Origin of the sequence: Campylobacter sp. CFSAN093249 (assembly GCF_011067895.1) — a bacterium.
In the GTDB taxonomy this organism is placed as follows: Bacteria; Campylobacterota; Campylobacteria; order Campylobacterales; family Campylobacteraceae; genus Campylobacter_D; species Campylobacter_D jejuni.
Map to the genome: position 1 here is coordinate 277513 of NZ_JAAMWM010000005.1, position 13732 is coordinate 291244.

At 30.7% G+C, this 13732-nt stretch carries 12 protein-coding genes; 9 read left to right on the plus strand and 3 right to left on the minus strand.

The features are described 5' to 3' along the window. Window positions 1-2: 2 nt before the first annotated feature. The 3 genes from FBF10_RS05235 to FBF10_RS05245 are packed head-to-tail and all read left to right on the plus strand — an operon-like array spanning window position 3 to window position 1780. The gene (locus tag FBF10_RS05235) at window positions 3-254 is read left to right on the plus strand and encodes a hypothetical protein (protein ID WP_002853000.1); all 252 of its coding nucleotides are present in this window, start codon (window positions 3-5) and stop codon (window positions 252-254) included. Then, window positions 254-973, plus strand: a complete 720-nt coding sequence (locus FBF10_RS05240; protein WP_002888267.1) for an arginyltransferase — start codon at window positions 254-256, stop codon at window positions 971-973. The genes FBF10_RS05235 and FBF10_RS05240 overlap by 1 nt, the downstream gene beginning before the upstream one ends. Next, window positions 974-1780 carry an adenylosuccinate lyase gene (locus FBF10_RS05245; protein WP_002852998.1) on the plus strand — a complete coding sequence of 269 codons (807 nt, stop codon included), beginning with the start codon at window positions 974-976 and terminating at the stop codon, window positions 1778-1780. It abuts the gene before it with no gap. 23 nt (window positions 1781-1803) lie between these two features. Here FBF10_RS05245 and cmeF read toward each other — a convergent pair whose 3' ends face one another. Genes cmeF through cmeD form a run of 3 tightly spaced genes read right to left on the minus strand, consistent with a single transcriptional unit; the run spans window position 1804 to window position 6835 of the window. Then, window positions 1804-4821: a multidrug efflux RND transporter permease subunit CmeF gene (gene cmeF / locus FBF10_RS05250; protein ID WP_002868659.1), complete on the minus strand. Its 3018-nt coding sequence runs from the start codon at window positions 4819-4821 to the stop codon at window positions 1804-1806. Window positions 4822-4823: 2 nt separating this feature from the next. Continuing rightward, on the minus strand, window positions 4824-5564 hold the full coding sequence (cmeE, locus tag FBF10_RS05255; RefSeq protein ID WP_002853727.1) for a multidrug efflux RND transporter periplasmic adaptor subunit CmeE: 741 nt from the start codon (window positions 5562-5564) through the stop codon (window positions 4824-4826). Next, window positions 5561-6835 carry a multidrug efflux RND transporter outer membrane subunit CmeD gene (gene cmeD / locus FBF10_RS05260; protein WP_165433901.1) on the minus strand — a complete coding sequence of 425 codons (1275 nt, stop codon included), beginning with the start codon at window positions 6833-6835 and terminating at the stop codon, window positions 5561-5563. The genes cmeE and cmeD overlap by 4 nt, the downstream gene beginning before the upstream one ends. Window positions 6836-6961: 126 nt before the next feature. Between cmeD and lepA the strand changes: the two genes are divergently transcribed. The 6 genes from lepA (at window position 6962) to flgQ (ending at window position 13689) form a co-directional block, all read left to right on the plus strand. Further along, window positions 6962-8758 carry a translation elongation factor 4 gene (gene lepA / locus FBF10_RS05265; RefSeq protein WP_002888264.1) on the plus strand — a complete coding sequence of 599 codons (1797 nt, stop codon included), beginning with the start codon at window positions 6962-6964 and terminating at the stop codon, window positions 8756-8758. 76 nt (window positions 8759-8834) lie between these two features. After that, window positions 8835-9479 carry an outer membrane lipoprotein MapA gene (gene mapA / locus FBF10_RS05270; RefSeq protein ID WP_002888262.1) on the plus strand — a complete coding sequence of 215 codons (645 nt, stop codon included), beginning with the start codon at window positions 8835-8837 and terminating at the stop codon, window positions 9477-9479. Continuing rightward, window positions 9476-10051 (plus strand): ComF family protein, encoded by a 576-nt coding sequence (locus FBF10_RS05275; protein ID WP_002888261.1) that lies wholly within the window; start codon window positions 9476-9478, stop codon window positions 10049-10051. The genes mapA and FBF10_RS05275 overlap by 4 nt, the downstream gene beginning before the upstream one ends. Window positions 10052-10091: 40 nt before the next feature. Continuing rightward, window positions 10092-12680, plus strand: a complete 2589-nt coding sequence (gene gyrA / locus FBF10_RS05280) for a DNA topoisomerase (ATP-hydrolyzing) subunit A (RefSeq protein WP_002873314.1) — start codon at window positions 10092-10094, stop codon at window positions 12678-12680. 68 nt (window positions 12681-12748) lie between these two features. Continuing rightward, on the plus strand, window positions 12749-13264 hold the full coding sequence (gene flgP / locus FBF10_RS05285; RefSeq protein WP_002868663.1) for a flagellar assembly lipoprotein FlgP: 516 nt from the start codon (window positions 12749-12751) through the stop codon (window positions 13262-13264). Then, window positions 13240-13689 carry a flagellar assembly protein FlgQ gene (flgQ, locus tag FBF10_RS05290; RefSeq protein ID WP_002888259.1) on the plus strand — a complete coding sequence of 150 codons (450 nt, stop codon included), beginning with the start codon at window positions 13240-13242 and terminating at the stop codon, window positions 13687-13689. Before flgP ends, flgQ begins: the two co-directional genes overlap by 25 nt. Window positions 13690-13732: the final 43 nt, after the last annotated feature.

Consider the following 13732-nt stretch of genomic DNA (forward strand, 5'->3'; position numbering starts at 1 on the left):
AGATGGATTTTTTAGACAGTCTTAAAAGTATTAAAAAAGAAATGCAAGCTAACACCAATACTTCAAAATTAGCGAAGAAATCAAGCAAGAGTGGTGCAAGTGTAAAAAATTTAGAAAAACTAGCTAAAGATATTCGCGAAAAAAATCAAGAAACAAACATAGATAAGGAAATGCAAGAAATTTTCTTAAAGCAAGAAAAACTACAGGATGAATTTTCCGAATTTATCAAAAATACAGATATTAAGAAAATTTAATGCTTGAGATTGGTTTTTGTACTCTTGAAGATCAGTGTCCTTACTTAAAGGATAAACGTTCAAGAATAGAGTATAAATACATTGAAAATTGCCCTAAAGAAATCAATAATGAGCTAATAAAACGAGGTTGGCGTCGTTTTGGTAGGTATTTTTCACGCCCTATTTGTAAAGATTGTGATGAATGTTTAAGTCTTAGAATTTTAGTTAATGAATATAATTTTTCAAGAAGTGAAAGAAGGGTTGTAAATAAAAATATTAACACCAAAGTTATACTTAGAACACCCAATTTAAGCAATGAACATTTGTTTTTATATGATAAATACCATCGTTTTATGGAAGAAAAAAAGAACTGGAAGCGTTATGATTTAAGCTTTAAACAGTATTATAATCTTTATGTCGATGGTTTTATGAATTTTGGATATGAGCTTGCATTTTATATAGAAGATAAGCTCGTTTGTGTTGATTTGATTGATATTTTAGAGGATGGAATTTCAAGCATTTATTGTTTTTATGATCCTGATTTTTCGTATTTTTCTTTGGGCAAATTTTCTTTGCTCAATGAAATACAAATAGCTAAAAAAATGAACTTAGATTATATTTATCTTGGGTATTTTGTAAAAAAGTGTCAATCTTTATCTTATAAAGCCGATTATACACCCAATGAAATTTTAAAAGGCGCTAAAGAGCTTTTTGAAAATGAGGTTTTATGGGAGAAATAGATGCAAATCGTGCAAACTTTAGAAACTATCAATGTTAATACAGATGATATTAGCGTATTTCAGTATTTTAAAGACTTGATTACCAAAAATTTCACAAAGGTCATAGGACGAAAAAATAAAATTTTTTCTTTTTTTGAAGAAAATGAAATTCCACAGCGCCGTTATTTCTTAAAAGTTTTAGATCAAAAATATCGTAAAAGCACAAATGAAGGTATAGAGAATTTACAAGATGCTCATTTTAAAACTTTTAGATTAATTTTTGAGCAAAATAATATGCTTAAGCCTATGTTGTTTATCAAGATTGATTTTGTTGCGGGTAGAATTTTGATGAAGTTAAGCTCTAATGAAAAATTATTTATTACTTATATAAGAAATTATTTTCAAGATCATAATATAGAATATAATGAAATGACAAATATTCTAATTTTAGAATATAAAAACGAGAATACCCTTGAACTTTTTGAAGCTTTTGCAGATGAGAGCGAGCATTTAAAATATTGCGTGAATTTTGAAGTTGACCGCGAAGAGTATAAAAAATTTCGCCAAAATATTCACAATAAAGAAAATATGAAATGGAAATTTAATGCTTTAGCTAAGCTTTTTAGTAATTATTTTAATACTTTAGAATGCACTCCGCAAAATGATCTTAGTGAAATCAGACAAAAATATTTGATTTTGGTAAAACTTTATCATCCTGATTTTCATCAAGGAAAAAGTGCAATAGAAAAAGCTTACGCAAGAGAACAGTTTGAAAAAATACAAATCGCCTATGATAACTTAAAAGCACTTTATAAGAATAATACTTAAAAAAATTAAATTAATCATTTTGGTTAATTTAATTTTTCTCTCTCATAAATTTTTCTTAATTTGCTATCTAGTTTAAAACAAAATTTAAAAAGTGCAGGTACTACGAGTAAGGTAAGCAAAGTCGAACTTATAAGTCCAAAGATAATGGCTATTGCCATAGGAGAATTAGCTTCATAGCCCGCACCCCTTGAAAGAGCAAGTGGGAGCATAGCAAAAATCATAGCAAAAGTTGTCATCAATATAGCCCTTAAGCGTGATTTTCCAGCGATTAAAAGAGCTTTATCGGGATCTAAACCTTCATGGCATTTTTTATTAGCTACATCTACGAGTAAAATAGCATTTTTCCCCACCATACCAAAAAGTAAGATGATGGCAATAAGTACAAAAAGTGAAAAATTATGCCCTGTGATAAAAAGCCCTATAGAAGCTCCGCCAAAGGCTAAAGGCATGGTTATCATGATGATTAAAGGCAGAATAAAACTTTCATAAAGTGCGGCTAAAACAAGATAAATTAAAACAAAAGCAAGCGCTACTGCCATAGCAAAACCTTGCACGGTTTCACCTAAAAGATTGATAAAGCCTGAAAAAGCATAGCTAAGACTTGGATTGTTATTTAAAATTTTATCCATATTATCTAGTAAAAGTTTTTGCACCGCTCCTAAGGAAAGATCATTCACTCCAGCTGTGATTTTCACAGAGCGGTTTTTATTGTAACGATTGATAGTTTTTAAATCTTTACTGTATATAAAATCCACCACGCTTGAAAGTTCTAAATTTATACCTTGGTTGTTTTTAATGCTAATGCGCTTTAAAGCTTCTATGTCTTTTTTAAATTCTGGAGCAAAACTTAGGATAATATCATCTTTTGAATTGCCTCTATCCATGCTTCCTACGCTAAGTTGCGAGAAAGAATACCCTAAAACCCCAGCGATATATTGAGGATTGACATCTAAAAGTTTGGCTTTTTCTTTGTTGATGTGTAAGGCTACTTCATCTTTTGTAGCATTAGCATTATCGCTTATATCTACAATGCGCGCATTAGTGCCTAAAATTTCTTTTGCCTGAGAAGCAGCTTCTTTTAGAGTGTTTAAATCATCTCCTAAGATTAAAAATTGCACGGGATCATCAATGCCTGCACCCTCTATCTTTGGAAGTTCTAAAATTTTGATTTTTAAACTTTCATCTTGAAATTTTTGACGATATAAACTTACTATGGCACTTTGTCTTAAATTTCTTTCGTCTAAATTTTTAAGTTTAACATAAATTTTAGCCTTTGTAGCATCTTTGGCATCATCATAGCCTACAAGTAAAAAAGCGTATTTGACATTGCTATCATTTTTGATTTTTTCAAGCAAATTTAAACTTTTTTCTTTCATGGCTTCTAAACTTAAATCCTTTTTGCTTTCAAGCAAAACTTGAATTTCACTATCATCTTCCATAGGTAAAAAATCAAGCCCTATGCGAGTGGCTAAAGCAAAAGAAAGCCCTATAAAAACAAGAGTGGCTAGGATAAATTTTACTTTATTTTGTAAAATTTTATAGAGTAAATTTTCATACTTTTGCTCTATTTTTTCAAAAAAAGCTTCTGTTTTTTCATAAAACTTGTTTTCTTTTGGATTTAAAAATCTTGCCCCAATACTAGGTATTAAAAATACAGAAACCAAAAAGCTTATAACTATCCCACTTGCAACGCTTATGCCTAAGGCATTGAAAAAAAGCCCTGATATAGAGTTCATATAAGAAATAGGGATAAAAACACAAAGTAAAACTATACTTATGCTTAAAACGCTAAAACCTATTTCATTGATACCTAAAAAAGCAGCTTGTAAAGGCGGATAAGTTTTTAGTTTTTTAGCAATATTTTCAATCACTACTATAGCATCATCGATAAAAATTCCTATGCTTAAGGTTAAAGCTATAAAAGTTAAGCGGTTTAAATCATAGCCTAAAAGATCGATAATAAAAAAAGTTGAAATGATAGAAGTAGGTATAGCTATGCAAGCAATGAGAGTTGCACTTAAATTTCTTAAAAATAAAAACACGATAACAAGGGTTAGAAAAATCCCCAAAACCATATCAAAAATCACTTGAGAAAGGTGCTTGTGGATATTTAAGCTTTTATCATAAAGCATATTAATGCTTATATCTTTTGGAATTTGTTTTTCTAAAATAGGCAAGGCATTTTTGACATTTTTAATCATTTCAAGGGTGTTATAATTTGTGATTTTTCCGAGTTCTAAAAGCACCCCTTCTTTACCTTCGTATAAAGCACTTTGTTTTTCATCTTCATAAAGGCTTGAAATATTAGCAATATCACTTAAAAATACTCCTGTTTTTATGCGAAGATTGCTAAGTTCTTCTAAATTTGTGGCTTCAAAATAGCCTTTGATGATATAGTTATCTTGATTGTTGTTAAGTTCGCCTAGGGCTTGTTTAAAATTTTGACTTTTGATGATATTTGCTACATCAAGGGCGTTAAGATTGTATTTTCTAAGTTCGTTTGGTTTTAATTCTATGCGAATTTGGGGTTCTAAAAACCCCTTAGCTTCGATTTTACCTACTCCTTCAACTCTTTGCAAAAAAGGTTTTATTTTGTCATTGATTTCACGCATGAGTTGTAATTTATCTTTAGAATATAGAAAAAGTGAAATAGCAGAACCAGAATCTGAACTGATTTTTTCAATTTCAGGCTTAGAAGGTAGGCTTAAAGTTCCTATTTTATCACGCACATCATTGGCAGCTACTTCAAGATTTTTACCCAGTTTAAATTCGACTACACTTACACTAAAATTATCATATGCAGCTGAGGTTATGGTCTTTACTCCATCGATTTCACTTAAAGCATTTTCTATTTCTTTAGTGACTTTTGATTCTACGAAATTTAAATCCCCATTTATCTTGCTTGTGATTTTTATAAGAGGTATGGAAACATTAGGAAATAAATTTACACTCATGCTAAAAGCAGAGATTAGCCCAAAAATCATAAGAGCTAAGAAAAACATTAGCACGGTAATAGGTCGGTTTATAGCTAGTTTAAACATTTTTAATCTTTAGTGATGATTCTACCTTCACCAAAAAGCCCTGGTGTTAGATTTGTGGTTTGCACTTCAGCATAAATTTTTCTTGTTTTTACTTCTATACTTGGATAAATAAGGCTGATTTTTCCTTTCAATTCTGTACCATTTTGATCGATTTTATAAAAGAAATCATCGCCTAATCTAACTTTATCTTTATATTTTTCATCAAAACTTAAAATCAGTTTGCTTTGTGGATAGGAAAAAATTTCTATTAAAGGTTGAGCTACTCCTCCTACTCCTTCGCCCACTTGTATAAATTTGTTTGCGATAATAGCATCATAAGGTGCGCGTAATTCTTTTTTTGCCATGATATTTTTATAATAAGCTATATTGATTTTTGCTTTGTTTAAATTTAAATTAGCAGCATCAAACTTAGCTTTCATATCTTCATAGCTTTGTTTGTCTATAACATTTTCTACAGCTTTGATTTTTTGCATCCTACTTTTGGTATTTTCGTATTCTACAAGGGCAAGTTGATAAGAATTTTGAGCATTTTGAAGAGCTATTTTTTCACTTTCTTGATCAAGAGCAAGTAAAAGTTCTCCTTTGTTGACTTTTTGTCCAATTTCTACAGGAATTTTTTGAACCAAACCTATGCTTTCAAGGGCAAGTTTGCTTTGTTTTGATGCTTCTACATTGAAACTTGCGTAAATTTCTTCGCCAAAGGCGCAATTAAAAACAAGAAGTAAAAATAGAATTTTTTTCATTCTTTAACCTTTGAATTAAGATCTATACCCGCATTAAAATAATAATTTGCTTTAGTAATTTCAAATTCATTTTTAGCAAGCTCTAAATCGCTTTGTGCTTTAAATTTAACCTCTAAAGCTTGAAGATATTCTACATAAGAAACAAGTCCTGCTTGGTATTTTTTATCTACACTTTCAAAAGCTAAATTTGCAGCATTTAAGCTAAGATTAAGAGCTAAAATTTGTTCTTGTAAAACTTTTAAACTTTTGTCTAAATAATTTAATTCTTCTTTATTTTTTCTCTCGCTAAATCTTGCATTTGCATTGGCTATTTGAACATTTAAACGCTCTTTTTCAACTTCTTTCGCCCTTGCATTGAAATCAAAAATTTTCCATTCCATACCTAAAATAAATTGATTACCTTGAGAATATTTTTCTAAGAATTGATCCGCTAAATTTGCAAAAGGAGCTGGAACTTTTGGATTATAATTGTTTTTATAAAAGTTAAAATTATCTTGAATATAAAATTTTGGAAAATATTCAGCTTTTGCTAAATTTACGCTTTCTTTAGCAAGATTGATTTGTTCTTTAGCTATCATTACTTCATAGTTTTGACTTTTTTCTTGTTGCGGATTTTCTAAAAAAGCATTCCCTTGCACTTTAAAATCCGTATCGCTTAAAATTTTAATCTCTTTTTGTATATTGGCAAGTTTTAATTCATTTTGACTGAGCTCTAATAAGCTTAAATGGTATTTAGCCTTAATGCTTTCAAGTTCATCTTTAGGGCTAAGTCCTGCGTTGTAAAATTTTTGCAATCTTTCAAAAGTTGATTTTAAAAAAGATACTTTTTGTTGATTGGCTAGTAAAATTTTTTCAAGACTTAAGGTGTTAAAATAAAGTGTGATTGCATTTAGGGCAAGGTAATTTTTATTTTGTTCTTTGTCTAAAAGGCTTAATTTTTCTCTGCTTTCTAAAGCTCTTAAATTAGCCTCTCTAGCACCCCCATCAAAAAGCAAAAAATTAAGAGAAACTTTAGCAAATAAACTTTCTTGTGGATCGATAATGAAGCGATCTTTATTGTTGGCTACATAAGCTGAGTTTAGACTAAGAGAGGGTAGGTAATTTCTAAAAGCTTGTTCTTTGTCTAAATTTGCTTGTTCGCTTTGCATTTGCTTAATGAGATAGGATTCATTATTTTGACTTAGTGCTATAAATTCGTGCAAATTAGAAGCTAACATTGCTAAGGGATAAAGAGCTAAAAATATAGCTGATTTTAAATATTTTTCAAACATTTTGATATTTTAATATGTTTTATATAAATTTCAATTGAAGTTTTTTATATAAAATAAAATTTATTTGTTTTAAACATAAATTTTGTTAAAATCCTAGCTTTAAAATTTTATATTTAGGATGAAATTTTGTCGGTAAAAAATATTAGAAATTTTTCTATTATAGCTCATATAGATCATGGAAAATCTACTCTTGCAGATAGGATTATTAGTGAGTGTGGTGCTATTAGCGATAGGCAGATGAGTTCACAAGTTATGGATACTATGGATATAGAAAAAGAGCGTGGTATCACCATAAAAGCACAATCAGTGCGTTTAAATTATAAATTTAATAATGAAAATTTTGTTTTAAATCTTATTGATACTCCTGGCCATGTGGATTTTTCTTATGAAGTGAGTCGTTCTTTGGCAAGTTGTGAAGGGGCTTTGCTTGTAGTAGATGCTTCTCAAGGTGTTGAAGCACAGACTATAGCTAATGTTTATATAGCGCTTGAAAATAATCTTGAAATCATTCCTGTGATTAATAAAATCGATTTACCTAATGCTGATGTTGAAAAAGTAAAGCATGAAATCGAGCATATTATAGGTATAGATTGCAAAGATGCAATTTGCGTGAGTGCAAAAACAGGAGTGGGTATAAAAGAGCTTATAGAAACAATTATTACTAAAATCCCTGCACCAAAAACAGATGATGAAGCTCCTACTAAGGCTTTAATTTATGATTCTTGGTTTGATAATTATTTAGGTGCTTTGGCTTTGGTTAGGATTTATGAAGGAAGTATAGCTAAAAACGATGAAGTTTTAGTCATGAGTACGGATAAAAAACATATAATTCAAGATCTTTTTTATCCTCATCCTTTAAGTCCAATTAAAACTCAATCTTTACAATCAGGTGAAGTAGGTGTGGTGGTTTTAGGGCTTAAAACCGTAGGTGATGTACAAGTAGGCGATACTATCACTTTGGTAAAAAACAAAGCTAAAGAAGCCATAGGTGGTTTTGAAAAGGCTAAAGCTTTTGTATTTGCGGGACTTTATCCTATAGAAACGGATAAATTTGAAGATTTAAGAGATGCTTTGGATAAGTTAAAGCTTAACGATAGTTCTATTACTTATGAGCCTGAAACTTCTTTGGCTTTAGGCTTTGGTTTTAGGGTAGGGTTTTTAGGCCTTTTACACATGGAAGTGATCAAAGAAAGGCTTGAGAGAGAATTTAATCTTGATTTGATTGCTACAGCTCCAACTGTAACTTATGAAATTTATCAAACTGATGGAGAGCTTGTCAAAATTCAAAATCCTAGCGAACTTCCTCCTGTTAATAAAATCGATCATATAAAAGAGCCTTATGTTAAAGCCACTATCATTACTCCGAGTGAATTTTTAGGGAATTTAATCACTCTTTTAAATCGCAAAAGAGGAGTGCAGGTTAAAATGGACTATATCACACCTGAGCGCGTTTTACTAGAATATGATGTGCCTTTAAATGAGATTGTGATGGATTTTTATGATAAATTAAAGTCCTTAACAAAAGGTTATGCGAGTTTTGATTATGAGCCTATAGAATTTAGAGTAGGGGATTTGGTAAAACTTGATATCAAGGTAGCGGGTGAAAATGTTGATGCACTAAGTATCATCGTGCCTAATGAAAAAGCGCAAAGTAAAGGAAGGGAACTTGTTAGCGCTATGAAAGAAATAGTTCCTAGACAGCTTTTCGAAGTGGCCATTCAAGCAAGTATCGGAAATAAAATCATCGCAAGAGAAACCGTTAAATCCATGGGCAAAAATGTGACAGCAAAATGTTATGGCGGGGATATTACTAGAAAAAGAAAGCTTTTAGAAAAGCAAAAAGAAGGTAAAAAAAGAATGAAAGCTATAGGTAAGGTAAATTTACCTCAAGAAGCTTTTTTGAGTGTTTTAAAGATAGATTGATGATAAATTTAAAACTTGGCTTGAAATTTGCTTGTATTTTTAATACAATTTTAAAATAATTTTCTAAGGAGAAAAAATGTTTAAAAAATTTTTGATTTTTATAGTGCCTATTTTATTTTTGAGCGCTTGTGCAACTAAACAAGATACTTTTGCTCAAGTTAATCAAATTTCTAAAAATTCTCAATGCAGTTCTTGTGAAAGTCCTGATGGTTTTGAAGCAAAGATTAAAGGGCTTTTATACATTAGCGATGTTGGAATTCAATGTTGTGCCAATAAACGCACTTTAGATACCGGTATTGCTTTAAAAAAGGTTTATTTGCATAGATTTTATGATTTAAAAGAAGGGCAAAAAGTTTTAAATGCTAAAGGGAAAAAGTTATTTGTTGATGTGAATTTTAATGCAGTGTTTTATACTTATTTAAAACAAGAACTTGAAGCTAGAGGAATAGTTGTGCTTGACAATAACGATCAAAATTCACCTTATGTGAGTAAGATTGATTTAGAATTTATATCTTATGGAGCAACTCAAGATGCTATAGGCTTACATTCAAAACTAGTAGGAGTTTTACAAGTTAGTGATATAAACAAAAATAAGAAATTTACAATCCGCACCAAGCAAGATGTACAAGGTTTTGATGATCTAAAAGAAACAACTTTTTATACTCATTTGTTAATAAAACAAATGGCAAATAAAGCAGCTAGTTTAATCTCTGAACTTTGAGATGTATAAATTGCGGAGCTTTTGCTCTGCTCTGCTTTTGTGATTTATGTGAGCTAGAGCTTTCTGAATTTTCCTTAAATGCAAGAAAGCTTGATAATAATTTCAAAGTCTATTCTTTTTATAAATACCATGAAATACAACACTTACTTCACTCTAAACATCATTTTTATGGTTATTTCGTTTATAAAATGCTTGCTAAATTAAGTTTTGCAAAATTTAAAGATTTTTTTGATCCTAGAATGACAATTAATGTTATAGCTTTAGATGATAAGGTTGAAGATATGCTTTATTCGCATTCTGCTATTTTAGCTAGATATCTTAAAACAAAATTTGTAAAACCTGTTTTTAATGTTTTAAAAGCACAAAATCATATTAAATATTCTGGAAAAAGTTTAGAATTTCGTCAAAAACATAAAAGAAATTACAAACTCTTAAAAACCATTCACGAACCTGTAATTTTAGTAGATGATATTGTAACGACTGGTTCTAGCCTTTTGGAAGCTAAAAAAGTTTTAGAAGAAAATAAAATTTCTGTACTTTTTGCTCTTGTTTTAGCTGATGCAAAAGTTTAATATGCTATAATTAAAACTTTGAACTAATAGAAGGATTTTTATGGAGAATATTTTTAGCAAAGATTCTGATATTGAACTTGTAGATATAGAAAATTCTATAAAAGGTAGTTACTTAGACTATTCTATGAGTGTTATTATAGGTCGTGCTTTGCCTGACGCAAGAGATGGTTTAAAGCCTGTTCATAGAAGAATTTTATATGCTATGCAAAATGATGAGGCAAAAAGTAGAACAGATTTTGTCAAATCAGCCCGTATAGTGGGTGCTGTTATAGGTCGTTATCATCCACATGGAGATACAGCAGTTTATGATGCTTTGGTTAGAATGGCTCAAGATTTTTCTATGAGATATCCAAGTATTACAGGACAAGGCAACTTTGGATCTATAGATGGTGATAGCGCTGCTGCGATGCGTTATACTGAAGCAAAAATGAGTAAACTTTCTCATGAGCTTTTAAAAGATATAGATAAAGATACGGTCGATTTTGTTCCAAATTATGATGGTTCAGAAAGTGAACCTGATGTCTTACCTTCTAGGGTTCCAAATTTATTATTAAATGGTTCAAGTGGTATAGCTGTAGGTATGGCGACAAACATCCCACCTCATAGTTTAAATGAGTTGATAGATGGACTTTTATATTTGCTTGATAGTAAAGATGCAAGCTTAGAAGAGATTATGCAGTTTATCAAAGGTCCAGATTTTCCAACAGGTGGAATAATTTATGGTAAAAAAGGTATTATAGAAGCTTATCGCACAGGGCGTGGTCGCGTGAAAGTGCGCGCTAAAACTCATATTGAAAAAAAGACAAATAAAGATGTTATTGTTATAGATGAGCTTCCTTATCAAACCAATAAAGCTAGGCTTATAGAGCAGATTGCAGAGCTTGTTAAAGAAAAGCAAATTGAAGGAATATCTGAAGTAAGAGATGAGAGCAATAAAGAAGGAATCCGCGTTGTTATAGAGCTTAAACGTGAGGCTATGAGTGAAATTGTTTTAAACAATCTATTTAAATCTACTACTATGGAAAGTACTTTTGGTGTGATTATGTTGGCAATTCACAATAAAGAACCTAAAATTTTCTCTTTGTTAGAACTTTTAAATCTTTTCTTAACCCATAGAAAAACAGTTATTATTAGAAGAACGATTTTTGAACTTCAAAAGGCAAGAGCAAGAGCTCATATTTTAGAAGGTCTTAAAATTGCACTTGATAATATAGATGAAGTGATTGCTTTAATTAAAAATAGTTCTGATAATAATACCGCAAGAGATTCTTTGGTAGCTAAATTTGGTCTTAGTGAGCTTCAAGCCAATGCTATTTTAGATATGAAACTTGGTCGTTTAACAGGACTTGAAAGAGAAAAAATCGAAAATGAACTTGCAGAATTAATGAAAGAAATTGCAAGACTTGAAGAAATTTTAAAAAGTGAAACCTTGCTTGAAAATTTAATTCGCGATGAATTAAAAGAAATTAGAAGTAAATTTGATGTGCCACGTATTACTCAAATTGAAGATGATTATGATGATATTGATATTGAAGATTTGATTCCTAATGAAAATATGGTTGTAACTATTACGCATCGTGGTTATATTAAGCGTGTGCCTAGTAAACAATATGAAAAGCAAAAACGAGGCGGAAAAGGAAAATTAGCCGTTACGACTTATGATGATGATTTTATAGAAAGTTTCTTTACGGCAAATACACATGATACACTTATGTTTGTAACAGATCGTGGACAGCTTTATTGGCTTAAAGTTTATAAAATTCCTGAAGGCTCAAGAACGGCTAAAGGAAAAGCAGTGGTAAATCTTATTAATTTACAAGCTGAAGAAAAAATCATGGCTATTATTCCAACCACGGATTTTGATGAGAGTAAATCTTTATGTTTCTTTACTAAAAATGGTATTGTAAAGCGTACAAATTTGAGTGAATATCAAAATATCAGAAGTGTAGGAGTTAGAGCGATCAACTTGGATGAAAATGATGAGTTGGTAACTGCTATTATTGTTCAAAGAGATGAAGATGAAATTTTTGCCACTGGTGGTGAAGAAAATTTAGAAAATCAAGAAATTGAAAATTTAGATGATGAAAATCTTGAAAATGAAGAAAGTGTAAGCACACAAGGTAAAATGCTCTTTGCAGTAACCAAAAAAGGTATGTGTATCAAATTCCCACTTGCTAAAGTGCGTGAAATCGGCCGTGTAAGTCGTGGGGTGACGGCTATTAAGTTTAAAGAGAAAAATGACGAATTAGTAGGTGCAGTTGTTATAGAAAATGATGAGCAAGAAATTTTAAGCATAAGTGCAAAAGGTATAGGAAAACGCACAAATGCTGGAGAATATAGATTGCAAAGCAGAGGTGGTAAGGGTGTAATTTGTATGAAACTTACAGAAAAAACCAAAGATCTTATTAGCGTAGTTATAGTAGATGAAACTATGGATTTGATGGCTCTTACAAGTTCAGGCAAGATGATACGTGTTGATATGCAAAGCATTAGAAAAGCAGGGCGTAATACGAGTGGTGTCATTGTAGTTAATGTGGAAAATGACGAGGTGGTTAGCATCGCTAAGTGTCCTAAAGAGGAAAATGATGAGGATGAGTTAAGCGATGAAAACTTTGGTTTAGATTTGTAATAAGTTTAAAGTTGGAACGCTTATTGCTTTTTATTTTTTACTAATTACAATATTTTGAAGGTGTAAAAATGAAAAAAATTTATTTTATGCTAGCAATAGCAGGAATTTTCGCTGGTTGTGTACCAAGTGCAAACAGTGCAACTAAAAATTCAAGTGCAAATAGCACTGCCCCATCTCAAGATGTTATCGTGCAAAAAGTCGATAAAGATGATGTGCGTGATATTATCAGAGAAGAAAAAATGTTGGCTCCAGATGCTAGCGAAACGGAACTTAGTTTTACAGCAGTTGGTGAAGGGATTGCTCCGATGAATACAGTTTCTACTGCTCAAGCCCTAGCTTTAGCAAAAAGAGCAGCGATTACAGATGCTTACAGACAGCTTGCAAGTAAGCTTTATGGTGTGAAAGTGAATGGTAAAGACACCGTAAAAGATGCAATGCTTAGAAGTTCAACTATTACTGCGCAAGTAAATGGTTTGATAAAAAATGCAAGTATTATTGATCAGAATTTTAATCAAGGGCTTTATAGGGTAAACTTAGAACTTAAAATCGATGCAGACAAGTGGAAAGAATTGTTTGCTTATTAATCTTTCTTAGCTTTAAGCTTTTTGCCCAAGATGAATTTATTTTTTGGGCAGAGCTTTCTAGTAAAAATTTCATTCTCTTTCATCAAAATCAAAATTTATCCTTAGCAATGACGCAAAGCGAAAATGTTGAAGAACAATGGGTATGTGAAATTTCTTATAGTGATCAAGATTTAAAAGTTTTACCTCGAACTTCTTTAGGATTGATTGATGATAATATGCCAAAAACAATTAAATTTAATTTTTTAAATTCTCATAAAGATGAGTTAAGCGATTGCTTTATAGGGGCTAGAATCAGTGTTAAGGATATTGTTAATACTGACTTATTACATGCCCAAAGCGAAACTTATGTTAAAATTTTACCCTTGCGTTTTACCGTGGAATTTGGCGAACAAAATGCGATAATTTATTATCTTAAAAAAAAGTAAATTCAAAATTAAGCGCAAATTGGATACTATAGTAGAAATTTTT